We start from the raw sequence: 24,970 nt of genomic DNA, 5'->3' as shown, positions 1-24,970 counted from the left end.
CCGGCCTGCCGGTCGGCCCCGACCGGACGCCATCTCCGTACGCGAGGCCCTGCCGCACGGCGGGGCCTCGCGCATATCCGTTCCGACCTAGATCAGCCCGTGCTCGCTGAGGTACTCCAGCTGCGCCAGGACCGAGAGTTCCGCCGCGGGCCACAGAGACCGGTCCACGTCCGCGTACACCTGCGCCACCACCTCCGAGGCCGTCCGGTGTCCGGCCTCGACCGCCGTCTCCACCTGGGCCAGCCGGTGCGCGCGGTGTGCAAGGTAGAACTCGACCGCGCCCTGAGCGTCCTCCAGCACCGGGCCGTGCCCGGGCAGCACCGTGTGCACGCCGTCGTCGACCGTCAGCGAACGCAGCCTCCGCAACGAGTCGAGGTAGTCGCCGAGCCGCCCGTCCGGATGCGCGACGACCGTGGTGCCGCGTCCGAGGATCGTGTCCCCCGTCAGCACCGCCCGGTCGGCGGGCAGATGGAAGGAGAGCGAGTCCGCAGTGTGCCCGGGGGTCGGCACGACGTGCAGCTCCAGGCCCCCGGTGGTGATCACGTCGCCCGTGGTCAGGCCCTCGCCGCCGAGGCGCAGTGCCGGGTCCAGGGCGCGCACCTCGGTCCGGGTCAGCTCGGCGAAGCGCGCCGCGCCCTCCGCATGGTCCGGGTGCCCGTGGGTGAGCAGGGTGAGCGCGACCCGGCGGCCCGCCCGCTCGGCGGTGTCGATGACGGCCCGCAGATGTGTGTCGTCCAGCGGGCCCGGGTCGATGACGACCGCGAGGTCGGAGTCGGGCTCGGCGACGATCCAGGTGTTGGTGCCGTCCAGCGTCATCGCCGAGGCGTTGGGGGCGAGGACGTTGACGGTACGCGTGGTGGCAGGACCGGACAGCACCCCGCCGCGTGGCTGGCCGGGCAGCGCGGCCGCGTCGCTCATACGGCTTCACCTCCCGCGCCGCCCGCACCTGTCGGCCCGCTCGGGATGTGCTTGGTGAACTCGTCGTGTCCCGGCCAGCTCAGCACCAACTCGTCGCCTTCCAGCCGCGCCTGTGCCAGTACGGGGGTGAGGTCCTGGGATTCCGCCGCCTTCAGGGCCTCGGCGGCTGTCCCGTACGGCCTGAGCGCCCGCAGCGTCGACACGGTCGGCGGCATCATCAGCAACTCGCCCCTGTCGTACCCGTCGGCGGCCTCCCCGGGCGTTGTCCACACCGTGCGGTCGGCCTCCGTGGAGGCGTTGCGGGTGCGCTGGCCCTCGGGAAGCGCGGCGACGAAGAACCAGGTGTCGTAGCGGCGCGGTTCGAACTCGGGGGTGATCCAGCGCGCCCAGGCACCCAGCAGATCGGAGCGCAGCACCAGACCACGCCGGTCCAGGAACTCGGCGACGGAAAGCTCGCGGGCGACCAGTGCCTCGCGGTCGGCCTCCCAGTCGGCGCCGGTGGTGTCGCTGACGACCGTGTCGGCGGTCGGGCCGGCGAGGAGGACACCCGCCTCCTCATACGTCTCACGGACCGCCGCGCAGACGATGGCCTGCGCCTCGGCCGGTGTACCCACGCCAAGCCGCTCGGCCCAGCTCTCCAGCGCGGGTCCGGCCCAGCCGACCAGCCGGTCGTCGTCGCGCGGGTCGACCCCGCCACCCGGATAGGCGTACGCCCCGCCGGCAAAGGCCATGGAGGCGCGGCGGCGCAGCATGTGGACGGCGGGGCCGCCCCCGGTGTCAGCGGCAGGATCACGGAGCAGCATCACGGTGGCGGCCCGCTTCGGGGTCGCGGCCGTCAGCTCGCCTGCGGCGAGTGCCCGGATCCGGTCGGGCCATTCCGGTGGGTACCACTGACCATTGGACATGGCCGGAGGCTATCCGGAACCGCGACGATGTTCGAGAGGCACGTTGATCCGTACATGCCCCGTACACACATGATCCCGCCCGGTCATCACGACCGGACGGGATCAGAGAATCGACAGGGGACGGCAGCAGGCGAACGAGGACCACGGCGGGCGTACGGCTCAGGCCCCGGGGGCCGCAGCGTCACGGCAGCGAGCGACCGTCCGCGACCCGCGGCTCGGGCCCCGGCAGACCACCCGCAGCAGACCTACGGCTCAGGCCCCGACCAGCTCGACCTGGACCTCGACCTCCACCGGCGCGTCCAACGGCAGCACCGCGACGCCCACCGCGCTGCGCGCGTGCACGCCCTTGTCGCCGAGGACCGCGCCCAGCAGCTCGCTGGCGCCGTTGATCACGGCGGGCTGCCCGGTGAAGTCGGATGCCGAGGCGACGAAGCCCACGACCTTCACGACTCGCGCGATCCGGTCCAGGTCGCCCGCGACGGACTTCACGGCGGCCAGTGCGTTGAGCGCGCAGGTCTTCGCCAGTTCCTTGGCCTCGTCGGGCGTGACCTCCGCACCGACCTTGCCGGTGACGGCGAGCTTGCCGTCCACCATCGGGAGCTGGCCGGAGGTGTACACGTACACCCCCGACTGCACGGCCGGCTGGTACGAGGCCAGCGGCGGTACGACGTCCGGCAGCGTCAGCCCGAGTTCGGCGAGCTTCGCTTCGACAGTGCCCGCCACTACGCCTTCTCCCGCTTCAGGTAGGCCACGAGCTGCTCGGGGTTGTTCGGGCCGGGAACGACCTGGACCAGCTCCCAGCCGTCCTCGCCCCAGGTGTCCAGAATCTGCTTGGTCGCGTGCACGAGAAGGGGCACGGTCGCGTATTCCCACTTGGTCATGGCCCGACTGTAATACCTGGCACGCACAGCCTCGTGCGTAGCCCGCGGCCCGACTGGTTAGGCTCGAATACGTGAGCAGGTTCCAGGTCGTCAGCGGCAAGGGTGGTACCGGTAAGACCACGGTCGCCGCCGCCCTCGCGCTCGCCCTCGCGGCCGAGGGCAGGCGGACCCTCCTCGTGGAGGTCGAGGGCAGGCAGGGCATCGCCCAGCTCTTCGAGACGGAGTCCCTTCCGTACGAGGAACGCAAGATCGCCGTCGCGCCGGGCGGCGGCGAGGTGTACGCCCTCGCGATCGACGCCGAACGCGCCCTTCTCGACTACCTCCAGATGTTCTACAAGCTCGGCAGCGCGGGCCGGGCGCTCAAGAAGCTCGGCGCGATCGACTTCGCCACCACGATCGCGCCCGGTGTACGGGACGTGCTGCTGACCGGCAAGGCCTGCGAAGCCGTACGCCGCAAGGACAAGCAGAACCGGTACGTCTACGACTACGTGATCATGGACGCCCCGCCCACCGGGCGCATCACCCGCTTCCTCAATGTGAACGACGAGGTGGCGGGACTGGCCCGGATCGGCCCGATACACAATCAGGCGCAGGCCGTGATGCGGGTGCTGAAGTCCCCGGAAACGGCTGTCCATCTGGTGACGCTGCTCGAGGAGATGCCGGTCCAGGAGACCGCGGACGGCATCGCGGAGCTGCGGGCCGCCGAACTGCCGGTCGGCCGGGTCATCGTGAACATGGTGCGCCCGCATCTGCTGGACGAGGACGCGCTGCGCACCGCCGCGGGCGGCCGCCGCAAGGAGATCGCCAAGGTGCTGACCCGGGCGGGCGTGACCGGCTCCGCGGGGCTCGTGCGCCCCCTGGTCGAGCAGGCGGCCGAGCACGCCCAGCGGGTCGAGCTGGAGCGCGAGCAGCGCGAGGTACTCGCGGGCCTGGAGCTGCCGGGGTACGAACTCCCGCTGATCGGCGAGGGCATGGACCCGGCCGGGCTCTACGACCTGGCGACCGAACTGCGCAAGCAGGGCGTGGGTGACGGGGTGGGACAAGGGGTGGGTACATGACACAGGGCACGGACGCGGACACGGCCACAGATACGGACTCGGACTCGGACTCGGACTCGGCCGCAGACAGGGCCACCGCGCCCGCACCCGCGCTGGACACCGACGCACTGCTCGACGACCCCGGCATCCGGATCGTCGTGTGCTGCGGTTCGGGCGGGGTCGGCAAGACCACGACCGCCGCGGCACTGGGCGTACGGGCGGCCGAGCGCGGCCGTAAGGTCGTCGTCCTCACCATCGACCCGGCGCGCAGGCTCGCCCAGTCCATGGGCATCGACTCGCTGGACAACATCCCGCGCCGGGTGTCGGGCATCGACGGCGAGGGCGCCGGGGAACTGCACGCCATGATGCTCGACATGAAGCGGACGTTCGACGAGATCGTCGAGGCGCACGCGGACGGCGAACGGGCCCGCGCGATCCTGGAGAACCCCTTCTACCAGTCCCTGTCGGCCGGTTTCGCGGGCACACAGGAGTACATGGCGATGGAGAAGCTCGGGCAGCTGCGCGCGCGCAACGAGTGGGACCTGATCATCGTCGACACCCCGCCGTCGCGCTCCGCGCTGGACTTCCTGGACGCACCGAAGCGGCTCGGTTCGTTCCTGGACGGAAAGTTCATCAAGTTGCTGATGGCCCCGGCGAAGATGGGCGGCCGGGCAGGAATGAAGTTCCTCAACGTGGGCATGTCGATGATGACCGGCACCCTCGGCAAGTTGCTCGGCGGTCAGTTCCTCCGCGACGTACAGACCTTCGTGGCAGCGATGGACACCATGTTCGGCGGCTTCCGCACCCGGGCCGACGCCACGTACAAACTGCTGCAGGCGCCCGGTACGGCGTTCCTCGTCGTCGCGACACCGGAGCGGGACGCGCTGCGCGAGGCGGCGTATTTCGTGGAACGGCTGGCCGCGGAACACATGCCGCTGGCCGGCATGGTGCTCAACCGCGTCCATGGCAGCGACGCCGCCCGGCTCCCCTCCGAGCTCGCACTCGCGGCCGCAGAAAATCTTGACGGGGTCGGCATTGTGGATCAGGCGGCCGGGAAGGCTGGACTTCGTGACCCGGCCGACTGGTCGGTCGCCTCTCCCGAAGCCCTTGCCGATCCTGCCGAGCACGAGGACATCGAAGACTGCGAGCCGGATCCCGAACCGGCTCCCGAAGTCGCAACCAGGACCGAGACCGTGACCGAGGCCGCTTCCGTCGAGCAGCTGACCGCAGCCCTGTTGCGGCTGCACGCGGAACGGATGCAGGTGGTCGCGCGCGAACAGCGCACACGCGACCGCTTCACCGTGCTGCACCCCGAGGTCGCCGTGACCCAAGTGGCCGCGCTGCCCGGGGACGTACATGACCTCGCGGGGCTTCGGGCCATCGGTGACCGGCTCGCGACCGGTTCCACCCCGGCCGGAGCTGCGTAGCCGTCCGTCCGCTCTACCCCACCGCGGCGTACCTCTCGTGCAGTTCGTCGTCGTCCAGCCCGATCGCCACGGGCAGGATGCCCGTGGACTGCTCGTACTCGCTGCGTGCGGTCTCCAGCAGTCGGCGCCAGGACGTGACGGTGGGCCGCCTGCGCAGCAGTGCGCGGCGCTCCCGCTCCGTCATTCCGCCCCACACGCCGAATTCCACGCGATTGTCCAGCGCATCGGCCAGGCACTCGGTCCGCACCGGGCATCCGGTGCACACCGCCTTGGCCCTGTTCTGCGCTGCCCCTTGTACGAACAGTTCATCCGGATCGGTAGTGCGGCAGGCTGCCTGCGCACTCCAGTCGGTTACCCAGCCCATCACGGCGCCGTCCTCTCCCGAATCGAGGCTCCCCCACGGCGGTAGCGGCATATTCACCGCTGCCAGTTGAGGACGTTACGGAAGGCAGCGACAGCACAACACCCCCTTCGGGCCCAATCTTGAATGGTCCGAACGGACTATGCGTATGCGGCAGATCACCCAGGGGAGTGAGGTGAGGACATACCTGAATGTCCCGGCTGGATCAGGACAGTTCACCTGGATCACAACGGACGTTCGATGACACAGGAGGCGAATTCGGGAGTGCCTGAACTCGTGGCCGGATCGTGCACGGGGGTTGATACGCAATGGGACTGCTGTGACAGTTGAGAGCAGCTTAGGCCAAGGCATATACGCGTGTCCGGCGAATGAGAACGTAGGCTGCCCCCATGCCAAAGAAGCGCTCGGGCGGGGGTCTCACGACGACCCAGCAGGCCGCCAAGTTCCTCGGTGTCGCCGCACTTGCCGGAGTTGTGCTCGCGGGCATCGCACTGCCGGCCGCCGGAGCACTGGGTCTCGCCACCAAGGGGACGGTCGAGGGATTCGACGAGATCCCGGCCAATCTCCGCACTCCACCGCTGAGCCAGCGCACCACGATCCTGGACAGCAAGGGCGGAATGATCGCCACTGTCTATTCGCGCGACCGCACGGTGGTCGAACTGAAGGACATCTCGCCGTACATGCAGAAGGCGATAGTGGCGATCGAGGATGCCCGCTTCTACGAGCACGGGGCGATCGACCTCAAGGGCATCCTGCGCGCGCTGAACCGCAATGTGCAGGAGGGCGGGACCGCGCAGGGCGCCTCGACCCTCACGCAGCAGTACGTGAAGAACGTCTTCGTCGAGGAGGCCGGCGACGACCCCGACAAGGTCGCGCAGGCCACTCAGCAGACCATGGGTCGCAAGATCCAGGAGCTGAAGTACGCGATCCAGGTCGAGGAGAAGCTCGGCAAGAAGCGCATTCTGACGAACTACCTGAACATCACCTTCTTCGGGCAGCAGGCGTACGGCGTCGAGGCCGCCTCCCAGCGCTACTTCTCCAAGTCGGCGAAGGACCTGACGCTGGAGGAGTCCGCGCTGCTGGCCGGCATCGTGCAGTCGCCGAGCCGCTACGACCCGGTCAACGACACCGCCGAGGCGACCAAGCGCCGCAACACCGTGCTCCAGCGCATGGCCGACGTCGGTGACATCTCGCAGGCCGAGGCCGACAAGGCGAAGTCGAACCCGATCAAGCTGAAGGTCAAGAAGCCGCAGAACGGCTGCATCACGGCCGTCAGCGGAGCCGGCTTCTTCTGTGACTACGTACGTCAGGTCTTCCTCTCCGACCCGGTCTTCGGCAAGACCAAGGAGGACCGGGCCAAGATCTGGAACCGGGGTGGTCTGACGGTCCGGACGACGCTCGACCCGCAGTCCCAGCAGTCGGTGCAGAGCTCGATCAAGAGTCACGTCTACAAGTCGGACAAGGTCGCGACGGCCGTGACGCTGGTCCAGCCGGGCACCGGCAAGATCATGGGAATGGGCCAGTCCAAGCCGTACGGCTTCGGGACCGACGAGACCCAGTACAACTACTCGGTCAACAAGAGCATGGGCGGCTCGAACTACGGCTTCCCGACCGGTTCGACGTTCAAGCCGTTCGTCGCGGCAGCCGCCATAGCGCAGGGGAAGCCCGCGACCCAGGTCTATTCGTCGCCGTACGAGATGCCCTACCCGACGGTCCAGACCTGCGACAAGCCGTACGTGAACCTGAACGGCGAGCGGGTGCCGAACGAGAACGAGTCGGAGCGCGGTCCGTACGCGCTGAAGGAGGCGATGGAGAAGTCCGTCAACACCTACTTCATCCAGATGGTGGAGGACATAGGCCTCTGCCCCGTGACACGGATGACCGACAAGCTCGGCGTGGTACAGGGCAATGGTGAAAAGCTCCCCCAGTCCCCCGCCATCGCGCTCGGTTCGAAGGGGCTGTCCCCGCTGACGATGGCCAGTGCCTACGCCGCCTTCGCCAACCGCGGTACGTACTGCACACCGATAGCCATCGAGTCGGTGAAGACGGCGGACGGCACCTCGCTGCCCGTACCGAAGACCAGTTGCTCGCAGGCGATGTCGCAGACCACGGCGGACACCATCAACACCCTGCTGCGCGGCGTGGTCGACTCCGGTACCGGTCAGGAGGCCGGCCTCCAGAGCCGCGACAACGCGGGCAAGACCGGTACGACCGACGCCCGTAAGAACGCCTGGTTCGTCGGCTACACGCCGAACATGTCCGGCGCGGTCTGGGTCGGCAGCCCGTCCCAGAGCGTCGAGATGGAGCACATCACCATCGGCGGCGTGTACCAGGACAAGGTGTACGGCGGACAGGTCCCGGGACCGATCTGGCGTGACGCGATGACGGGCGCCCTCAATGGGGTGACCGCCCCCGCCTTCAACACCGTCAACATCCCGGACCCGCCGGAGCGGCACGGCGATGACGCGGGCCGTGGCGATGACGAGGACCATGGCAGGCCGGGTCCCGGGGGCAACAAGCCCGGCAAGAAGCCCGGGGACAAGAATCCGTTCCCCGGCATGAGCATCCCGCCGGACCTGACCGGCGGGAACACCGGCGGCCGCGGCGGTCAGACCAACGGCGGTACGCAGGGCCCCTGACCCGTACGGTTCACGCACATGAAGATGGGGCGCCCCGGATCGATCCCGATCCGGGGCGCCCCACTTCGTACGTCCCTGACCCGTACGTCGCGCGGCCTCAGCCGGCCAGGAGCTTCTTCACCGCGGCGGCCACCCGGCCGCCGTCCGCGCGCCCCGCGACCTTCGGGTTCACGATCTTCATGACGGCGCCCATGGCCCGCGGCCCCGCGGCCCCGGCGGCCTTCGCCTCCTCGACGGCGGACGCCACGATCGCACCCAGCTCGTCGTCGCTCAGCTGCTTCGGCAGGTATGCGTCGAGCAGCTCGCCCTCCGCCTTCTCGCGCTCGGCCTGCTCGGTCCGGCCGCCCTGGGCGAAGGCCTCGGCCGCCTCGCGGCGCTTCTTCGCCTCCTTGGCGATCACCTTCTGCACCTCGTCGTCGGAGAGCTCGCGCGCCGTCTTGCCGCTGACCTCCTCCTTCGTGATGGCGGTGAGGGTCAGCCGGAGCGTGGACGAGGTCAGCTCGTCTCGCGCCTTCATGGCCGTGGTGAGGTCTTCCTTGAGCTTGGACTTGAGCGTGGTCATGTGCTGATTGTGGCAGGTACGGGGTGCCGACCGCCCGCCGGTTTTCTTCCCGCCGCACCGTGTCTGCGACGATGGACGCATGCGCGCACGCTACGGAGTACCCCTGAAAGTCACGGCAGTCGGCGCAGCGGTCGGCGCTGTCGGCCTCGCCTACGCCGCCGGATTCGAGGCCCGCTCGTTCCGCCTGCGACGGGTCACCATCCCCGTACTCCCGTACGGGGCACGACCGTTGCGCGTACTCCAGGTCTCCGACATCCACATGGTGAGCGGCCAGCGCAAGAAGCGCGGCTGGCTGCAGTCGCTGGCCGGCCTCCGCCCGGACTTCGTCGTGAACACCGGCGACAACCTTTCGGACCCCGAGGCCGTACCCGAGCTGCTCGACGCGCTCGGTCCGCTGATGCAGTTCCCGGGTGTGTACGTCTTCGGCTCCAACGACTACTACGGCCCCAAGCTCCGCAACCCTGCCCGCTACCTCTTCGAGAAGGCCCGGGGCAAGCACGGCCTCAACGGGAACGCCCCCGCGGTCGGCGTCGTCCACAACCCGTGGGAACCGATGCGCGACGCCTTCGACGAGGCGGGCTGGCTGGGCCTGTCCAACACCCGCGGCCGCCTCAAGGTCGACGGCCTGGAGATCGCCTTCACCGGCCTGGACGACCCGCACATCAAGCGCGACCGCTACGCGGAGGTGGCGGGCGGCCCCGAGACGGGCGCCGACCTCTCCATCGGCGTGGTCCACGCCCCCTACCTGCGCTCCCTGGACGCCTTCACGGCGGAGGGTTACCCCCTGATCCTGGCCGGTCACACCCACGGCGGCCAGCTCTGCATCCCCTTCTACGGTGCCCTGGTCACCAACTGCGACCTGGACACGGACCGGGTCAAGGGCCTCTCCACCCACTCCGTCGAGAACCACCGCGCCTACCTCCACGTCTCCGCAGGCTGCGGCACCAACCGCTACACCCCGGTCCGCTTCGCCTGCCCGCCCGAGGCGACCCTGCTGACCCTGACGCCCCAGGACTGAGCACCCACGAACCCTCGCCCTCGGCAGCGCATAAACAGGATTTCGTCTGAGGGCGCGGGTGGGCTAAAGTAATCGATGTCGCCGGGAAACCGGCGACATCGGGGTGTAGCGCAGCTTGGTAGCGCGCTTCGTTCGGGACGAAGAGGTCGTGGGTTCAAATCCCGCCACCCCGACAGCTGAAACAGCAGGTCAGAGGGCGCGTACTAAATTTAGTACGCGCCCTCTGTCGTATCCAGGGGGCCAAACCGGGGGCCACGGCTTCTGATCAGGCCTCGCTGTCGCCGCGACTGTCCTCGAACCCGAAGATCTCGTCCATCACCTCTGCTCCCTGCATGATCACGGGGCGGAGCTGTTTGCGGGAGACGGCTTCCGTGGTCTCCTGACTGCTGTGCCCCACCGGCATCGCGATCCGCTCCAGCGGGATGCCCAGGTCCGAGAGCAGCGCCCGTTGGTGGCGTCGAGGGGTTCGCCGCTTCTGATGATGGAGGCGTGGTCGGCCGGTGGCGGGAGCGATCCGCTCCATCGAGCGTGTCCGCTGCGTTTTTGGCCCTGCGGTGCAGCGGATGCAGCGGACGTGGTGGGGGGCGGGCAGTGGCGGGTCCGGGTGTCGGCGAGGTCTGCGGCGTAGTAGCCCTTGGGGACGCCGCTCGCGGTACGGATGCTACGGGGCTTGATGGGCTTGTTGTCGCTGGTGACGCAGTCACTGAGCATGCGGGAGAGGGCGCGGGAGGAGAGGGGGCGCCCGTCGAGGTCGCCCCAGAGGGACTCGTCCGGCGCAAGGAGGAGTTCGAGGATCAGGGCGGTGGGTATGCGGTCGGCGCCCTGGAAAACGCGGTGCCGAGATGGTCACGCAGGGCATCGCCCTGCTTCTCGTTGGTGCTGACGGTAGGGCTCCACGCTCTCGTTGGGGGCGCTTGCGCATCCGGACGATGACGGAATGCGTCAGGATCGTGTCGGCAGCGAGCCGAGTCCGGCCATTGCGACGGTGCAGTAGCTGGAGAATGCGGCGGCAGTCTGGTTCGAGCCGTCACGGACGCAGCGGATAGCACTGCCGATGGGCCGGTAGCCGGAGTTGAGGAATCCGCGCTGGGCCTCGTTGTCCCCGGCCGCGGGTCCGAAGATCGTGTCAACCTCGTCGAACAGGACGGTGGGCCGCCCGTCAGGGGCGTCGACCAGCCGGTACAGGGCGTTCGCGGATGCCGACTCGGTACTGAGGCGCGCGAGGTCAAGGTCTCGGCGATCTCCAGGCGGCGGGACTTACCTGATCCGGGCTCCAGGGCCGCGATTCGCTTCGCGTGACCGCCGGCCGCATAGTCCGCGTCGCACCTGGATGGCAGCGGCGGCACAAGGTTCGCCGCCTCGACGAACAGACCATGGCCACTTCGAAGGGCCGGCGACTGCCACGGAAGCTCCGCTGCGGCACGAACCGGATCACCGACTTCGTGAAGGCCTTCCTCGTTCTTCACCACGCTCCGGAGCGGGGCTGGAAAGCTTCAATATATAGCCACGATCCGCACCTTTTCCACATAAAGGAAACTTTGATTGCGATCAAAGAATTCTTCCGGAAATTCTTCACTCAAAGCGGAGGCGGTCCCACCAATTCCCCATTGCTTATTTGCGAGTTCTGCACGTAGACTCACTCGATATGCACCGACAGTCACCAGCTTTAACCGTCGGTGACCGTCAGACGATTCCGTCGTTACCCGCTCGAAAATCCAGAGGAGAGCCATATGCGGCATTACAAATCCCGAATCGCCACCATTTTCGGATCCGTAATCGTCACTCTGGCATTGGGGATCGCCGTTCCCGGATCGGCACAGGCCGCGACATGCAGTGGATATCAGTGCGATGGCCACGATCCGAACATTCAGACGTGGCAGTCGGGTCCGGTCACCCCGTACGACACCGATCTGGGCAACTCAAATCATCTTGAATTGCGCTGGGGAAAAACCGACGGGGACCAATACGGCTGGGCGCGCCTCGAATACCTCAGCATTCCACCCGCCTACAACATCACGGTGGAGCGCTGCGACAAGGGTGGAGGGTCGTGCGAAACAGGTTTGGGCAAGAAAACTGCAGGTGCGAGCGGCTGGACAGTGAAGAAGGCAGGCACCGCCAACACCTACACGACATGGACACCCATGTACTACAACCCTTCCACCAAGCAGGTACGGGCATGCGTGACGCCCACAGCAGGAGGAACCAAGCGCTGCACGGCGTGGTACTGACAGACAGACGCCGACAGTGAGCAGTTGGCCACCCTCTCACCTCCTGCCACAACGCGCCGACACCGCGTCGCAGTCAGCAGCGAGAGCAGCAGTCATCGAACTGTTCTGAGCATTCACAGCATGTCTGATCACATGGGCGGCGCCCCGCTTTCGTAACCCGGAGCAGAGCGCCGCCCACGCGGGGTCGGGGCACTGCCGCTCCCCGCAATGCCTGGGCAACTCGACTTCCGCTGTTTCACCGACAGCTTCGGCCGGCGACGGTCGTAGAAAAGCCCGCTGCAGCCAGATCTCGCCCCCGCAGTTCATCCACCCGCTGCCCACGGTCAGGGGGCTTCAGCTCGACCGGCCTCCCCCCTTTTCATTCGCACCCAAATACCAGGAGACAGCTCATGGCCGACGAGATGGTTCGTCTCGCCCAAAGGTTTGTGAACACGACTTACAACAACGGTGCGACGCTCGGCATATCAAAGCTGAACGAGAACGGCGTGACCGGATGGCCCACGATGTATGCCCTGACTCGGGCGCTCCAGTACGAAATGGGTATCACCGCCTTGTCCGACTCCTTCGGCCCGGCCACTCTGTCGGCGATTGGAGAGAAGTACGGAAAGCTGGACGAAACAACCATCCCCTCGGCGAACTTCTGCCGAATCATCCAGTCCGCCCTGTACTGCAAGGGTTACGACGGCGGTGAGATCGACGGCACTTACAACTCCCGGGTCAAGGCCGCCGTCACAAAGCTGAACCAGGACATGGGTCTGAGTGTCACCTACCCGGGCAGTGCCGTGTGGCCGAAAGTCGCCAAGGGCCTGTTCAACATGGACGCCTACGTCACCGTCAGCAACGGTTCGGGCGCCATCCGCTCGATTCAGCAGTGGCTGAACGGCCGGTACATCCTGCGCAAGGATTTCTACGTCATCCCCTGCGACGGCCACCACTCCCGCACCGTGTCCCAGTCCATGCTGTACGCCGTCCAGTACGAACTCGGCATGGCCGACGGCGTCGCCAACGGCGTATTCGGCCCGGGAACCAGATCCGGCCTGGCGGACCACACCCTCACCGAAGGTTCCAGCGGCACCTGGACACAGCTGTTCAGCGCCGCGATGATTCTCAACGGCCGTTCCGCCGTGAGCTTCACGAGCTCCTTCGGCAGCGCCCTCGCAGGGGAGACAGCCGCATTCCAGACATTCGTCAACCTCCCGGTCACCGGGAAGGGGGATTTCGCTACCTGGGCATCCCTACTCGTTTCCTACGGTGACCAGAATCGGAGGGGTGAGGCATGCGACGGAATCACCAAGGTGACACCGGCCCGTGCGGCAACTCTGAAAGCCGAGGGCATCAAGTACGTCGGCCGCTACCTGCTCAACCCCAGCACGACCTCCCTCCCTGAGAAGGAGATCCAGCCGGGCGAGCTCCAGACCATCTCGGACTACGGGCTACGCTGCTTCCCGATTTACCAGACATATGGGCGAGACGCCGTCGGATTCAATTACCCATCCGGAAACGCCGACGGTTTCGCCGCCATCAATGCAGCCGAACGGCACGGCTTCAAGTCCGGAGCTCGTATCTTCTTCGCGGTCGACTTCGACGCATACGACTACGAAGTCAGCGACAACATCCTGCCCTATTTCAAGGGCATCGAAGACGCCATGGCCATATCGGGGAACTCCTACCGCGTCGGCGTCTACGGGCCGCGCAACGTATGTATCCGCGTTTCCGAGGCAGGCCACGCCACCGCGAGCTTCGTCTCTGACATGTCCAGCGGCTTCTCGGGGAACTACGGCTATCCGCTGCCGCCGAACTGGGCCTACGACCAGATCGTCACCCGGACCCTCGGTACGGGAGACGCCGCCATCAACGTCGACCACGACATCGCCTCCGGCCGCGACATCGGCGAGGGGTCCTTCAACGCACCACGTGCCGACGGGCCCGACACCGGCTTCGCGATGGGCTACTACCAGGTCCTGAACAACAACATCGGCTCGTACATGCAGTCGATCGGTTTTGCCAACGAGGACGGCAACCGCATCTTCACGCACACCGAGTGCCTCGACACGGTCCTCGCCCAGGATTCGCTGATCACCGATCTGTCGCGCCAATACAACATGCGCAAGTCGCTGATCCAGACCTCCACGTACTGGGAGATGCGCCACTACGACTTGATCGATCAGGCCGTGGACCACGCGGTCGCCTATTACCACACGGGAATCGGCGGTGGTATGACACCGGTCCGTGATTCCTCCACCGGAATCGCGCAGATCAGTGGCGATGTCGGCATCCGCGCCTGGAACTACGGCATCGAAAAGGGATTCGTCAGCGGCACTGTTCTCGACCCGGCCAAGGACGCCGACATCTGGACCATGTGGCAGCGGGTCAATCAGGACAAAGCCTACGCCGTCAAAACCGTCTCGCTCATCCACCTGTGGGACGCCGGCGGCAAGCCCGGCGGCAGCAATCCGCCCAGCGGCGAAACCGTCATGCGCGCCATGAGCCTGAACTACACCCAGTTCGAGATCTTCCAGATCCTGCGCCGCTACCAAGGCTGGGGCAACGAGGCGGAAGAGCACGCGACCAAGCGCATGGCGCTCTACCAGATCTTCGAGAAATACAACGCCCTCTCCCGGATGTAGTAAGGAACAGTCGTGGCAACCGACCCGTACGCAGGGCACAGCACACTCGCACTGGTCCTCATCATCTTCGTCGGGCTGCTGGTCGTCGGCATTCTCGGCGTCTACGCCTGCACGGCTTTGGCGCGCAACGGGATCAGGCACTCCGGCACTCTGGTGCTCCTCCGCTCGCTCGCCGCTTTCGCGGCAGCGGGGGCCGTCAGCTCCTACGTCTGGGGTGCCATACACCTGGTGACGCTCGATGAGACGCGACGGGACCTCGCGTGCAAGAAAGCTGTGGGCCCTGCACACGTCATGGAGATCGACTCCTATCGGCCGACCTACATCCCACTCGGGCTCGGATGCCACGTCGGGAACGGCACCACGTATCTGGCAGGCGTGCCCGGCTACCTCAATCCTGTGGCGGCGGGTCTCGCCCTCACCGCCGTCGTACTGGGCGGCTTCACCGCACTGGAATCCGAGCGCCGGGTCACCAAGGAATTCAAGAGAGAGACAAGGCATCAGTGAACATATCTCGCCGTACGTTCCTCGCCCGGACCGCCGTGATCGCGGGCACCACGGCAGCGGCATCGCTGCCCTTCTCCGAGTACCTCGCCTCCCCGGCCCACGCAGCAGACAGGTACAACGAGCCCAAGCACATCAGGGAAGCGGCCCGCCGAGCCCTGGAGCGTCGCAAGCGCAGCCGGAACGGAAAGTCCAGCCCCAACGGCTGGGAGATGGAAATGGTCACCGACAACGGCGGGACAGTGTGGACGCGCCCAGTCCCTGGCACACCCATCGAGGGAGTAGCGGTACGGATCGGCGATGCGGAAACCGTGCTCGTGCACGTCATCCGCCGGTTCCACTACGAGGTGGACGCCCTGCGCAAGGGCGATGTGGTCGGCTGGCGCAGGCCGAACGCGGTGCGCCGGGGCCTGGCCGAGGCCAACCAGGCCTCCGGAACCGCCGTACAGATCCGGCCGGGTCACTACCCGCTCGGCACGAAGGGCGGTTTCTTCCCCCAGCAGCAAATCGTGATCCGCGACATCCTCGCCGAGCTGCAAGGTGTCGTGCGCTGGGGTGCAGACGACAAGAGGCCCGACGAGTCCCTTTTCTACCTCGACGTGAAGCCCGGCGATCAACTACTGACCAAGGTGGTCTGCAAGCTCCGCGGGTGGAGCGAAGTGCCCGGCAAGGGAGCCGGCGGCCCGGTGGATGTGCTGTCTGGTAGGCGTCGCAGTGCTGCCAAGTCGCTGGCCCGCGAGCAGCAGGCCTCCTCGTAGCTGCCGGGTTGGGAACAGGTCAAGGGCGGGCGGGAGCGCAGGCACGACTGCTGGTGGACGTACGACTCGGCACGCCACTGCACCACGACGACGTCCGAGACGTCGTCCGACACCTGTGGAGCCGTCCTGTCGTCCACCCCCGCCCGCAGCCCTGGCCGCCGCGGATCGATGTCGGCCGAAGAACGAAGCACATCGTACGGAGGCTCGTTCTGCGACGCCGGAGCTCAAGGAACCAGCGGTCCTCGGCCTGCCAGGGGCCGGCCGCCGTCCAGCCCGTGGACTCCGAGTACGCCGACAGGGCCCGTATCCCTACCCGGGCCCAGGGAAACGCGGTTCCTCGCGTTCCCCGCCCGTCGACGACCCGTACGTCGACCCGCTCGTCCACGTCGAGGGCGGCGGCCTCCACGATGGCCACGCCGTCAGGGCCCACCAGCTCGGCCGTTCGCGCGGGCAGAGCCGCGGCGTCACCACCGATGCCCGTGTTCCCGTCGACGAGCAGCACCGTCCCCCACCGCCCCTCGCTGGGCAGTGGATCGAAGACGGAGCGGCACAGCGCCGCCCCGCCGCCCCGGACCGTACGGTCGACCGCCTCCTGACTCACATCGATGCCGAGCGCGGGACGGCCGAGCGCGGCCAGGGCCGTCACCAGCCGCCCCGGCCCGCACCCGATGTCGAGCACCGGGCCCCTGCACCGGGCCGGCGCGGTGTTGTCGGCGCTGGCCGCCGTCGCACACCAGCGCTCGATCTCCAGGGGCAGCAACCAGCCGTCACCGCATCGCAGGAAGAGCGGGCCGCGCCCGGAACGCGGGGCGTCGGTGTACGGGTCGGCCCGCCAGTCCCGGAGCGAATCCAAGGACCGCACAAATGCCAGGAACTCCACGGGTTCGACGGATTCCACGGGCCGTGACGAATCCAGGGCGCTCACCCGGCACCTGTTCCGGTCAGTGCCGCGTGCAGCACGGCGAAGCGGCTGCCCGGGACCTTCCCCGCCACCGCAAGGGCGTCGGCGGCGGTATCCACGTCCCGCAGCGCGGGCAGGTCCCGGACGGTGAGACCGGCCTCCGTCAGCCGACGGCGCTGCGCCCTCCCGGTCTCCGGTACGGACATGGGGACGCCGCGCAGCAGATCCGGGTCCGGCGCGGCGAGCCCGAGGGCCCAGAAGCCGCCGTCATCCGCCGGTCCGAACCAGGCGTCGCAACGCTCGAATTCCAGTCCGGTGGCCAGGAGTGCCGGGGTCACCTGCGGGGTGTCCATGCCGATCAGCAGTGTCGGCCCGGTACATCGGGAGAAGGCCGTGGCCAGCCGTTCGTCGAGCCCGCCCGGACACTGCGGCACCACCTCGAAGCCGACGGGCAGCCAGGCGCCGGGATTCCCTGCCAGGACCAGGACTCGGCGGTCGGCGGGCGTGGCGAGCACCGCATCCAGGGTGTCGGCGAGAGCGGCCTCGGCGAGCCGGGCCGCCTCCGAGGGGCTGAAGGGCGGAGTGAGCCGGGTCTTCACCCGGCCCGGCACCGGTTCCTTGGCGATGACCAGCACGGTGCTCACCGGGCCGCCTCCAGCGGCTCCTCGGCCAGCACCTTCCGCATGTCCTGTACCGCGTGCCAGGTGCCCCGCCACGTTCCGGTGACCTTCGACTTCCCCGTGCGGGGCAGATACGGGACGTCTCTCTCCCGCACCCGCCAGCCGGCGTCGGCGGCGCGCACCACCATCTGGAGCGGGTAGCCGCTGCGCCGGTCGGTGAGGCCGAGGGAAAGCAGCGCCTCGCGGCGCGCGGCCCGCATCGGGCCCAGGTCGTGCAGGCGCAGACCGGTGCGACGGCGGAGCATCCGGGCGAGAGCGAGGTTGCCCGCACGGGCGTGCGGAGGCCAGGCCCCGCGGGACTGCGGTCGCCGCCGCCCCAGAACCAGGTCGGCTTCTCCTGAGGCCACTTGGGTCGCGAAGGAGGTGAGCAGGCCGGGGTCGAGCGAGGCGTCGCAGTCACAGAAGCAGACGATGTCCGCTTCCGCCGCGAGCAGACCCGCATGGCAGGCTGCGCCGAAGCCCTGCCTCGGCTCGCTCACCACGGTGGCACCGAGAGAACGGGCGATCTCCGGGGATCCGTCGGTCGATCCGTTGTCGACGACGATCGGCCGCCAGCCGGGCGGGATCCGTTCCAGGACCCAGGGCAGGGCCCCTGCCTCGTCCAGACAGGGCAGGACAACGTTCACCGCGTACGGAGCCGCGGAATTCGATTCGGTCACGGATTTCACCGTACGAATCCGAACCGGGCACAAGGGATCCGAAGTCCTTACGAAACGCGGACATCGCTCCTCTGCGCCACTTCGGGGCCTCCGTCGGCCGGAACCCGGTGCGAGGCTGGCCTCATGCACAGCGCAGCACGTCCTGTCGTGGACGACGGTCCGACCGTCGCCGAAGTGGTGACCGGCTGTCTGGAGCGCGGGCTTCACCGTGCTCGTCGACGCCATCCGCCGCACCCCCACCGAGGGCACGGTCGCGGTCGACGCCGAACTCCGCGCCGGTTCCGTCGTCCGCGTAGCCACGGACGGTGGCGGCGGCATCCCCGCCGACGACCCCCGCCGCGTCCTCGGCACCGGCCGGCGCGGCACCGAGGCCCGCACCCCGCCGGCCCGGCGCAGGCCTCGGCCTCGGCCTCGGCCGCGCGATCGTCAAGGGCATCGTCGGGGCCCACGCGGGCCGCGCCGACGTGCGGAACGCGACGGGCGGCTGCCGCTTCGAGGTCACCCTCCCCGCAGCCGGCTCGTGGCGAACTCGGCCATGCCCTCGGCGAATCCGACCTCGGGCCGCCAGCCCAGCTCCGACTGCAGACGACTGGAGTCGGCCGTGATGTGCCGTACGTCCCCGAGCCGGAACTCCCCGGTCACCACCGGGGACGGCCCACCGTGCCCGGCCGCGAGGGCCGCCGCCATCTCTCCCACCGTGTGCGGCTCGCCGCTGCCGGTGTTGTACGAAGTCAGGGCTCCGGGCACCCGGACATCGATGGCTTCGAGCACCACCGCGTTGGCTGCGGCCACGTCCCGGACATGGACGAAGTCCCGGCGCTGTCCGCCGTCCTCGAAGACTCTGGGCGCCTCCCCCCGCGCGAGTGCCGAACGGAAGAGGGAAGCCACCCCGGCGTAGGGGGTGTCGCGGGGCATCCGAGGGCCGTACACGTTGTGGTAGCGCAAGGACACCGCACGACCACCGGTGGTACGGGCCCATGCGGCCGCCAGGTGTTCCTGGGCCAGCTTGGTCGTCGCGTAGACATTGCGCGGATCAGCCGGGGCGTCCTCCCCCACCAGCCCGGGCGACAGCTCCGCACCGCACTGTGGGCACAGAGGCTCGAACCGCCCCGCCACGAGATCCTGCTCGGCGCGCGGACCGGGCCGCACCCACCCGTGGCCAGGACACTCGTAGCGCCCCTCGCCGTACACGACCATCGACCCGGCGAGCACCAGCCGCTCCACGCCGGTCTCCGCCATCGCGGCGAGCAGCACGGCGGTCCCGAGGTCGTTGCAACCGACGTAGTCGGGCGCGTCCCCGAAGTCCTTTCCCAGACCGACCATCGCGGCCTGATGGCACACCGCGTCCACCCCGCTCAACGCCTGCCGCACCACGTCCCGGTCTCGTACGTCCCCGCGCACCCATGCGGCACCGCCCAGCTCCGGCGGCCCGGTGACGCTCCGGTGCGCGGTCGGGAGCAGGCTGTCCAGCACGACCGGTTCATGCCCACGGGAGATCAGGGCCTCGACGATGTGCGACCCGATGAACCCCGCACCGCCCGTCACAAGTACACGCATGCGCCCCACCGTACGGACCGGGCGGCACCACGTCCCGGTACGCGCGCACGGCGGAGAGCCGTAAGGAAGCGGGCCGACCCCCGGCTCGTCCCGGCCCGGCCGGGACAGGCCTCCCCCTCCCCCGTCGGACGATTCTGCTTCCTTACGGGGTGACGGACTGTGCTCGTAAGGGCTTACGCCGCGGCGACCTTGGCCGCGAAGGCATCCAGATTGCCCGACATGCGCGCGAGGCGCTCGTCCAGCGTCAGGGACTCCTCGTACCGCCCGGAACGCAGCTTCGGCTGCCGCTTGTCCCTCAGATACAGGGGGCAGGCGAGGTCTGCGCAGATGTAGATACCGACCGTGTTGCCCTCGCGGCCCCGGGCGCCCGCCAAGGGAGCAGCGAGCAGGGAGACCCCGGAAGAGGCGTGACCTGTCAGGCAGATCTGGCACATGCTGGACTTCACGGCGCTGGTACGCCTCGCGGAGGGCACACGCAGCGATATCCCCAGCGGACCCTGTGCGCGGGGCACCACGAGGTGTGCCCGCAGCGGCGCTCCAGGGTCCACCCATCCCAAGAAGTCCAGGTCCTCCCAGGGCAGTTCGTCGAAGTCGAGCGGCAGCCGAAGCCGTGCCGCCTCACCCTTGGTGCAGTTCACGAAGGATGAGCGGATCTGTTTCTCACTGAGCGGTTCCACGGGCGCCGACCCTACGTCCGTCCCCGACCGGCCCGCATCTCAATTTCCCGGCGTGGTGAACGCCCGGCCGAGGGTCGGCCTTCTCCGGGGTCGTGCCCCGCCGACCGGACGCCCATGCGGCGCGGATCCGGTCCGCAAAGGGGCGGATACCCGGCCTGCGGCCAGGCCCTGCCGCCCGCGTCGGGACAAGCGCACTCGGCAGCGGGTGCCCGAGATGCACCTTTCGCACTCACATGCGAATCTGGTACTGGCCCATCGTCCGAGATCCGTTACAGGAGGCACGATCGTGGGCAAGAAGCAGAGTCGGCAGAACCGAGGTGCCCGCACCGGCGGCCACGAACGCAGCGCTGCTCCGGAGACGAAGGAACAGCCGACGCAGCCAACGGCTGCCCAGGACACGGTGCACTCGATCTCAGAACAGGTCTCCCACCGGAAGCAGCGGAGGTTCGGCCACAACTGACCCTCGTAGATCTACGACCAGCGCCCTCTGTGATGGCAACCCCGATACGGGTTCGCCACCACAGAGGGCGCTGGTCGTCAGGGCCGACGGTTTTGGCCGTCCGCCGGCCCGGAGCGGTCCCGGAAGAGTTCTTGATGGCTTCTTCATAGGTCCTTCATGGGCGCGGTCCTACATTCGTCGCCGTCCGGCCGGAGCGGAAGCCGGGCGACGGCCAATGTGCGAGGAGCCCATGAGCATGACAGCGCGCCAGTGGTACGGGGAAAGGCTGCTGATCGGAGTGGTGTCGGTGGTGACATTGACCGTGACCGGCTGCGGAGGCGGCGGGAACAGCGGGAACGAGGTCGCCTCGGCGTCGAACGGCAAGCCCGGTGCTACGGCCGCCAAGAGCGGTTCGAGCGAGCTGGCCGGCTATGTCGAGGGGCAGCGGAAGTGGGTCGAATGCCTGCGCGACGAGGGGTTCGACATCCCCGATCCCGACTCCAGGGGCAGGGTCGATTTCGGCGACCATTCCAAGTGGAAGCGTGATCCGAAAGCCCTCAGGGCTCAGGAGAAGTGCGCGAGCCTCAGCCTGCCCATCCCCGAGAGCGTCCTCAAGGAGCAGCAGCCCGAACTCTCCGAGGAGGAGATCGGGAAGAACCGGCAGTACGCGAAGTGCATGCAGGAGCACGGAGCGCCCGACTTCCCCGACACCGGTACCGACGGCCACTTCCAGGAATCCCCCTGGGACTCGGCTTCGGCGGGTGCCAAGCGGGCCGCGCGCGTGTGCGCCCCGATCATCGGTATCCCGGACGACGCACCCACACCCGAGGGCTGATGGAACCGGGCGCCATGAACGTCGTGAAGGGCACGGGCGATCAGCCGACAGCGGTGGGGGAGACGTGACGGAGAGGGGCGCGGACGACCGGAGGGTCGGACGGCGCAGGCGCGGACCCGTCATCCTGGGGTCCGGAATTCTGCTGGTCGTCGCGGTCGGCGTGGTCGGAGCCCTGGGGCTGGGCGGGGGCGGCACGGGTGCTGACGGTGCGGGCGGCCGGGGGTCCGGCGGCCAGGCGGTTCGGGTCGCCCGGGGCACGCTGACCGACCGGACCGAGATCGACGGCCGCCTCGGACACGGGCCTGAGGTTCCGTTCCAGATCAAGAAGAGCGGAACGGTGACCTGGCTGCCCGAATCGAACAGGATCGTGCGGCGCGGCGAGACGGTACTGCGTGTCGACGATCGCCCGGTGGTGCTGCTGTACGGCAGTCTGCCCATGTACCGCGGCCTGGGCATGACGGAAGCTGAAGGTGCGGCCGCCGGAAGCGGCGACAGCGGTGGCGACGGCGGCGCCCCGGGCGGCGAGACCGCTGGGAGCAATGGTGCAGACGGCCGACGCTCACATGGTGCCAGTGGTGCCGCAGCCGGTCGGGGCGGCGACGCTCAGCAGCAGCCCGTGCCGCTGCACGGTATGGACGTCAACCAATTCGAGACCAACCTCAGCGCCCTCGGCTACTCGGGCTTCACCGTGGACGAGACGTACTCCTCGCTGACCGCCGCCGCAGTCGAGCGCTGGCAGAAGGATCTCGGCCTGCCGCAGACCGGCAGCGTCGACGCCGGGGACGTCGTCTACGCACCCGGTCCGGTCCGTATCGCGAGCACCGGTGTGCGGGTCGGGGCCGATGCCGTCGGCAATCCGCTGAGTTACACGAGCACCTCGCGCATGGTCGACGTGGCTGCCCCCGCCTCCGACATGAACTGGGCGCGGCAGGGCAGCGAGGTCACAGTGGAGCTCCCTGACGGGCGTTCGGTCAAGGGGAAGGTCACCCAAGTGGGCAAGGACGCCTCCGCGCCCGGTGGCGGGGGCGCGGGCAGCAGCGGGGGCGCGGACGGTTCCGGCGGCGCGGACGGAGGCGGGGGCGACGGCTCCGGGGCGAAGGCAGCCACCGTATCCGTCGTGATCACCTTCGACGACCAGAGCTCTCTGGGCAGGCTGGAGAGCGGGCCTGTCACGGTCCGTCATGTGGTCACCCAGCACAAGGACGTGCTCACCGTTCCCGTCGCCGCCCTGGTCGCCCTGGCCGAGGGCGGCCACGGACTGGAACTCGCCGAAGGCAGCGACGGCGGCGGCACCGGCCGCTTCGTACCGGTCAAGACCGGTCTGTTCGCCAACGGCCTGGTCGAGGTGAGCGGCCCCCACATCCGCGAGGGCATGAAGGTGAGGATCCCCAGGTGACCTCGGCACGACCATCGCGCCCATCCGGCCCGCTCGCGGGCAGACCCGTCGTCGAGTTCGCGGCCGTGTCGAAGAGCTACCCCGGCCATGTCACCGCGGTCAGCGACGTCGACCTCGCCATCACGTACGGAGAACTCGTCGCCGTCGTCGGCCACTCCGGTTCGGGGAAGTCGACGGTGCTCCATCTGATGGGCACCCTCGACCGGCCCTCGAGCGGCCGGGTGACCGTGGACGGCCACGACATCGCCGGGCTGTCCGACGGTGAGATCTCCGCACTGCGGGCGCAACGGATCGGCTTTGTGTTCCAACAGTTCCACCTGGCCGTGGGGGTGCCCGTGCTGGACACCGTCGCCGACGGCCTCCTGTACGCGGGCGTGCCGTTGCGGGAACGCCGCCGCAGGGCAGCGGAGGCGCTCGCCCGGGTGGGGCTCGACCACCGGATCGGTCACCTTCCCCACCAGCTCTCCGGTGGCGAGCGGCAGCGGGCCGCGGTCGCCCGGGCAGTGATCGGCGAGCCGGCCCTTCTGCTCGCCGACGAGCCCACCGGCAACCTCGACTCCGCCTCCGGTGCGGCGGTGCTGGAGCTCCTGTGCGAGCTGCACGCGGCCGGCACCACGGTGGTGGTCATCACGCACGACCGGGAGATGGCCGCGGTGTTCGACCGGCGGGTGGAGATGCGCGACGGCCGGATACTCGCCGACAGCGGTCTCGTCCTGCCCCGCCTGCCCCGTACGGGAACCGAGCGATGAGCCGCCCGAGGCACGTCATCGCGCTGCGCCCCGCCCGGCTGCGCCCGGCCGACGTCTTCCGGCTCGGCGGAACCGGTCTGCGTACCCGTCCCCTGCGGGTGTTCCTGTCGGCGCTCGGCATTGCGATCGGTGTCGCCGCGATGGTCGCCGTCGTCGGTATCTCCAGCTCCGGCCGGGCCGAGGTCGACCGCAGGCTCGACAGACTGGGGACCAATCTTTTGCGGGTCGCCCCCGGGCAGACTCCCGACGGCAGGAAGAGCAGCCTCCCCGAAGAGGCCGTGCGCATGATCGGGCGAATCGGACCGGTGCAGCAGGTGGCGGCAGTCGGCGCGATCGAGGACACCGCGGTCTACCGCAATGAGCATGTGCCGGTCGGACGCACCAGCAGTGTTCAGGTGGCCGCGGCCGGGCCGCGGCTCCTGCCCGCCATCGGCGGACACGTCGAAACGGGCAGATGGCTGGAGTCTGCGACCGAGGACTACCCGGCCGTGGTTCTCGGCTCCCAGGCGGCCCGGCGGCTGGACGCATACACGCCCGGGATGCGCCTGTGGCTGGGCGGGAAGTGGTTCTCCCTGGTCGGTGTGCTCGATCCGGTGCCGCTGGCGCCGGAGATCGACAGCTCGGCGCTGGTCGGCTGGCGGGCCGCGCAGACGTATCTGCACTTCGACGGCCACCCGTCGAACATCTACATACGCGCCCGGAACAACCAGGTGACGGCCGTGCGCGATGTGCTCGCGGCGACGGCGAATCCGGCCGAACCCAACGAGGTGATGATCTCCCGGCCCTCCGATGCGCTGGCCGCACGGGAGGCGACCGAGTCCGCGCTGACCGGGCTGCTGCTGGGACTCGGCGGGGTCGCGCTGCTGGTGGGCGGGGTCGGCGTGGGCAACACCATGATCATTTCTGTGCTGGAGAGGCGTCCGGAGATCGGTCTGCGCAGGGCGCTGGGCGCCACCGGCGGCCAGATCCGGGGCCAGTTCGTCACGGAGTCGCTGCTGCTGTCCGCGCTGGGCGGTCTCGGCGGCATGGTGCTGGGTACTGTCATCACCGCCGGGTACGCGTATGCCCGGGGCTGGCCGACCGAGGTACCGATGTGGTCCGCGGCGGCGGGCATCGCCGTCACCCTGGCGATCGGGGGGATCGCGGGCCTCTACCCGGCGGTTCGGGCCGGACGTCTCGCCCCCACCGAGGCGCTCACGGGGACGTGACGGGCGC

Annotated in this window: 25 protein-coding genes, 1 tRNA gene and 2 pseudogenes; 14 read left to right on the top strand and 14 right to left on the bottom strand. The window is 68.7% G+C overall.

The window, feature by feature from the left end; genetic code table 11:
• Positions 1-87: 87 nt before the first annotated feature.
• The 4 genes from GA0115254_RS41960 to GA0115254_RS41945 all read right to left on the bottom strand — a co-directional run bounded on the left by GA0115254_RS41960 (position 88) and on the right by GA0115254_RS41945 (position 2,704).
• Positions 88-918: an MBL fold metallo-hydrolase gene (locus GA0115254_RS41960; RefSeq protein ID WP_093900514.1), complete on the bottom strand. Its 831-nt coding sequence runs from the start codon at positions 916-918 to the stop codon at positions 88-90.
• Entirely contained in the window at positions 915-1,823 is a 909-nt protein-coding gene (locus GA0115254_RS41955) for an NUDIX hydrolase (protein WP_093900513.1), read from the bottom strand. Before GA0115254_RS41955 ends, GA0115254_RS41960 begins: the two co-directional genes overlap by 4 nt.
• Positions 1,824-2,075: 252 nt before the next feature.
• Positions 2,076-2,546 carry a RidA family protein gene (locus GA0115254_RS41950; RefSeq protein ID WP_093900512.1) on the bottom strand — a complete coding sequence of 157 codons (471 nt, stop codon included), beginning with the start codon at positions 2,544-2,546 and terminating at the stop codon, positions 2,076-2,078.
• Positions 2,546-2,704, bottom strand: a complete 159-nt coding sequence (locus GA0115254_RS41945; protein ID WP_003967454.1) for a DUF4177 domain-containing protein — start codon at positions 2,702-2,704, stop codon at positions 2,546-2,548. Before GA0115254_RS41945 ends, GA0115254_RS41950 begins: the two co-directional genes overlap by 1 nt.
• A 71-nt stretch (positions 2,705-2,775) precedes the next feature.
• On the opposite strand from GA0115254_RS41945, the gene GA0115254_RS41940 reads away from it, so the two are divergent.
• The gene (locus tag GA0115254_RS41940; protein ID WP_093900511.1) at positions 2,776-3,762 is read left to right on the top strand and encodes an ATPase BagA; all 987 of its coding nucleotides are present in this window, start codon (positions 2,776-2,778) and stop codon (positions 3,760-3,762) included.
• A complete protein-coding gene (locus GA0115254_RS41935) occupies positions 3,759-5,168 on the top strand; it encodes an ATPase BagB (RefSeq protein ID WP_093900510.1) in 1,410 nt (469 codons plus the stop codon). The genes GA0115254_RS41940 and GA0115254_RS41935 overlap by 4 nt, the downstream gene beginning before the upstream one ends.
• Before the next feature lie 13 nt (positions 5,169-5,181).
• Here GA0115254_RS41935 and GA0115254_RS41930 read toward each other — a convergent pair whose 3' ends face one another.
• A complete protein-coding gene (locus tag GA0115254_RS41930) occupies positions 5,182-5,532 on the bottom strand; it encodes a WhiB family transcriptional regulator (RefSeq protein ID WP_176740522.1) in 351 nt (116 codons plus the stop codon).
• A gap of 386 nt (positions 5,533-5,918) precedes the next feature.
• On the opposite strand from GA0115254_RS41930, the gene GA0115254_RS41920 reads away from it, so the two are divergent.
• Positions 5,919-8,168: a transglycosylase domain-containing protein gene (locus GA0115254_RS41920; protein WP_093900507.1), complete on the top strand. Its 2,250-nt coding sequence runs from the start codon at positions 5,919-5,921 to the stop codon at positions 8,166-8,168.
• 97 nt (positions 8,169-8,265) lie between these two features.
• On the opposite strand, the gene GA0115254_RS41915 is transcribed toward GA0115254_RS41920, so the two are convergent.
• A complete protein-coding gene (locus GA0115254_RS41915) occupies positions 8,266-8,730 on the bottom strand; it encodes a GatB/YqeY domain-containing protein (RefSeq protein WP_093900506.1) in 465 nt (154 codons plus the stop codon).
• 79 nt (positions 8,731-8,809) lie between these two features.
• Between GA0115254_RS41915 and GA0115254_RS41910 the strand changes: the two genes are divergently transcribed.
• Positions 8,810-9,748 (top strand): metallophosphoesterase, encoded by a 939-nt coding sequence (locus GA0115254_RS41910; RefSeq protein WP_093900505.1) that lies wholly within the window; start codon positions 8,810-8,812, stop codon positions 9,746-9,748.
• Between the two features lie 99 nt (positions 9,749-9,847).
• A tRNA-Pro gene (locus tag GA0115254_RS41905) sits at positions 9,848-9,921 on the top strand.
• Between the two features lie 92 nt (positions 9,922-10,013).
• On the opposite strand, the gene GA0115254_RS41900 is transcribed toward GA0115254_RS41905, so the two are convergent.
• The 3 genes and pseudogenes from GA0115254_RS41900 to GA0115254_RS45100 all read right to left on the bottom strand — a co-directional run bounded on the left by GA0115254_RS41900 (position 10,014) and on the right by GA0115254_RS45100 (position 11,478).
• Entirely contained in the window at positions 10,014-10,271 is a 258-nt protein-coding gene (locus GA0115254_RS41900) for a hypothetical protein (protein WP_370741028.1), read from the bottom strand.
• 26 nt (positions 10,272-10,297) lie between these two features.
• Positions 10,298-11,022 (bottom strand): annotated as a pseudogene (locus GA0115254_RS41895) (DUF3631 domain-containing protein); the annotation flags it as partial.
• 219 nt (positions 11,023-11,241) lie between these two features.
• Entirely contained in the window at positions 11,242-11,478 is a 237-nt protein-coding gene (locus GA0115254_RS45100; protein ID WP_176740521.1) for a hypothetical protein, read from the bottom strand.
• Between GA0115254_RS45100 and GA0115254_RS41885 the strand changes: the two genes are divergently transcribed.
• From GA0115254_RS41885 to GA0115254_RS41870, 4 genes are all read left to right on the top strand, one after another.
• Positions 11,479-11,976, top strand: a complete 498-nt coding sequence (locus tag GA0115254_RS41885) for a hypothetical protein (RefSeq protein WP_093900504.1) — start codon at positions 11,479-11,481, stop codon at positions 11,974-11,976.
• Positions 11,977-12,365: 389 nt separating this feature from the next.
• On the top strand, positions 12,366-14,603 hold the full coding sequence (locus GA0115254_RS41880; RefSeq protein WP_093900503.1) for a glycoside hydrolase domain-containing protein: 2,238 nt from the start codon (positions 12,366-12,368) through the stop codon (positions 14,601-14,603).
• A gap of 12 nt (positions 14,604-14,615) precedes the next feature.
• Positions 14,616-15,107: a hypothetical protein gene (locus GA0115254_RS41875; RefSeq protein ID WP_093900502.1), complete on the top strand. Its 492-nt coding sequence runs from the start codon at positions 14,616-14,618 to the stop codon at positions 15,105-15,107.
• Positions 15,104-15,862, top strand: a complete 759-nt coding sequence (locus GA0115254_RS41870) for a twin-arginine translocation signal domain-containing protein (RefSeq protein WP_256103096.1) — start codon at positions 15,104-15,106, stop codon at positions 15,860-15,862. The genes GA0115254_RS41875 and GA0115254_RS41870 overlap by 4 nt, the downstream gene beginning before the upstream one ends.
• A 19-nt stretch (positions 15,863-15,881) precedes the next feature.
• Here the strand turns inward: GA0115254_RS41870 and GA0115254_RS41865 are convergent, their stop codons facing one another.
• Genes GA0115254_RS41865 through GA0115254_RS41855 form a run of 3 tightly spaced genes read right to left on the bottom strand, consistent with a single transcriptional unit; the run spans position 15,882 to position 18,111 of the window.
• Positions 15,882-16,760, bottom strand: a complete 879-nt coding sequence (locus tag GA0115254_RS41865) for a class I SAM-dependent methyltransferase (RefSeq protein ID WP_176740520.1) — start codon at positions 16,758-16,760, stop codon at positions 15,882-15,884.
• Between the two features lie 23 nt (positions 16,761-16,783).
• The gene (locus GA0115254_RS41860) at positions 16,784-17,407 is read right to left on the bottom strand and encodes a TIGR04282 family arsenosugar biosynthesis glycosyltransferase (RefSeq protein WP_093900501.1); all 624 of its coding nucleotides are present in this window, start codon (positions 17,405-17,407) and stop codon (positions 16,784-16,786) included.
• Positions 17,404-18,111 carry a glycosyltransferase family 2 protein gene (locus tag GA0115254_RS41855; protein WP_093900500.1) on the bottom strand — a complete coding sequence of 236 codons (708 nt, stop codon included), beginning with the start codon at positions 18,109-18,111 and terminating at the stop codon, positions 17,404-17,406. The genes GA0115254_RS41860 and GA0115254_RS41855 overlap by 4 nt, the downstream gene beginning before the upstream one ends.
• A gap of 199 nt (positions 18,112-18,310) precedes the next feature.
• Here GA0115254_RS41855 and GA0115254_RS47110 point away from each other — a divergent pair.
• Positions 18,311-18,617, top strand: a pseudogene (locus GA0115254_RS47110) (ATP-binding protein); the annotation flags it as partial.
• Here the strand turns inward: GA0115254_RS47110 and GA0115254_RS41845 are convergent.
• Positions 18,601-19,659, bottom strand: coding sequence for an NAD-dependent epimerase/dehydratase family protein (locus GA0115254_RS41845; RefSeq protein ID WP_093900499.1), 1,059 nt, complete (start codon positions 19,657-19,659; stop codon positions 18,601-18,603). The pseudogene GA0115254_RS47110 and the gene GA0115254_RS41845 overlap by 17 nt on opposite strands.
• 173 nt (positions 19,660-19,832) lie before the next feature.
• On the bottom strand, positions 19,833-20,336 hold the full coding sequence (locus GA0115254_RS41840) for an FBP domain-containing protein (protein WP_093900498.1): 504 nt from the start codon (positions 20,334-20,336) through the stop codon (positions 19,833-19,835).
• Between the two features lie 695 nt (positions 20,337-21,031).
• Between GA0115254_RS41840 and GA0115254_RS41835 the strand changes: the two genes are divergently transcribed.
• From GA0115254_RS41835 to GA0115254_RS41820, 4 genes are all read left to right on the top strand, one after another.
• Positions 21,032-21,610 carry a hypothetical protein gene (locus tag GA0115254_RS41835; protein ID WP_093900497.1) on the top strand — a complete coding sequence of 193 codons (579 nt, stop codon included), beginning with the start codon at positions 21,032-21,034 and terminating at the stop codon, positions 21,608-21,610.
• Positions 21,611-21,674: 64 nt separating this feature from the next.
• Entirely contained in the window at positions 21,675-23,006 is a 1,332-nt protein-coding gene (locus GA0115254_RS41830; RefSeq protein WP_093900496.1) for a peptidoglycan-binding domain-containing protein, read from the top strand.
• Positions 23,003-23,755, top strand: coding sequence for an ABC transporter ATP-binding protein (locus GA0115254_RS41825; protein ID WP_176740519.1), 753 nt, complete (start codon positions 23,003-23,005; stop codon positions 23,753-23,755). The genes GA0115254_RS41830 and GA0115254_RS41825 overlap by 4 nt, the downstream gene beginning before the upstream one ends.
• On the top strand, positions 23,752-24,963 hold the full coding sequence (locus GA0115254_RS41820; RefSeq protein WP_093900495.1) for an ABC transporter permease: 1,212 nt from the start codon (positions 23,752-23,754) through the stop codon (positions 24,961-24,963). The genes GA0115254_RS41825 and GA0115254_RS41820 overlap by 4 nt, the downstream gene beginning before the upstream one ends.
• The last annotated feature ends 7 nt before the right edge of the window (positions 24,964-24,970 follow it).

Source organism: Streptomyces sp. Ncost-T10-10d (assembly GCF_900091955.1).
Taxonomy (GTDB): domain Bacteria; phylum Actinomycetota; class Actinomycetes; order Streptomycetales; family Streptomycetaceae; genus Streptomyces.
Note: the sequence above shows the minus strand (reverse complement) of the source record. Positions and strands in the feature narration are given on the sequence as shown.

Coding starts and splice junctions, on each gene's coding strand:
- GA0115254_RS41945 (WP_003967454.1), bottom strand. CDS start 2,704: ATGACCAAGTGGGAATACGCGACCGTGCCCCTTCTCGTGCACGCGACC.
- GA0115254_RS41955 (WP_093900513.1), bottom strand. CDS start 1,823: ATGTCCAATGGTCAGTGGTACCCACCGGAATGGCCCGACCGGATCCGG.
- GA0115254_RS41820 (WP_093900495.1), top strand. CDS start 23,752: ATGAGCCGCCCGAGGCACGTCATCGCGCTGCGCCCCGCCCGGCTGCGC.
- GA0115254_RS41900 (WP_370741028.1), bottom strand. CDS start 10,271: ATGGAGCGGATCGCTCCCGCCACCGGCCGACCACGCCTCCATCATCAG.
- GA0115254_RS45100 (WP_176740521.1), bottom strand. CDS start 11,478: ATGGCTCTCCTCTGGATTTTCGAGCGGGTAACGACGGAATCGTCTGAC.
- GA0115254_RS41920 (WP_093900507.1), top strand. CDS start 5,919: ATGCCAAAGAAGCGCTCGGGCGGGGGTCTCACGACGACCCAGCAGGCC.
- GA0115254_RS41910 (WP_093900505.1), top strand. CDS start 8,810: ATGCGCGCACGCTACGGAGTACCCCTGAAAGTCACGGCAGTCGGCGCA.
- GA0115254_RS41835 (WP_093900497.1), top strand. CDS start 21,032: ATGACAGCGCGCCAGTGGTACGGGGAAAGGCTGCTGATCGGAGTGGTG.
- GA0115254_RS41880 (WP_093900503.1), top strand. CDS start 12,366: ATGGCCGACGAGATGGTTCGTCTCGCCCAAAGGTTTGTGAACACGACT.
- GA0115254_RS41935 (WP_093900510.1), top strand. CDS start 3,759: ATGACACAGGGCACGGACGCGGACACGGCCACAGATACGGACTCGGAC.
- GA0115254_RS41930 (WP_176740522.1), bottom strand. CDS start 5,532: ATGGGCTGGGTAACCGACTGGAGTGCGCAGGCAGCCTGCCGCACTACC.
- GA0115254_RS41915 (WP_093900506.1), bottom strand. CDS start 8,730: ATGACCACGCTCAAGTCCAAGCTCAAGGAAGACCTCACCACGGCCATG.
- GA0115254_RS41845 (WP_093900499.1), bottom strand. CDS start 19,659: ATGCGTGTACTTGTGACGGGCGGTGCGGGGTTCATCGGGTCGCACATC.
- GA0115254_RS41960 (WP_093900514.1), bottom strand. CDS start 918: ATGAGCGACGCGGCCGCGCTGCCCGGCCAGCCACGCGGCGGGGTGCTG.
- GA0115254_RS41885 (WP_093900504.1), top strand. CDS start 11,479: ATGCGGCATTACAAATCCCGAATCGCCACCATTTTCGGATCCGTAATC.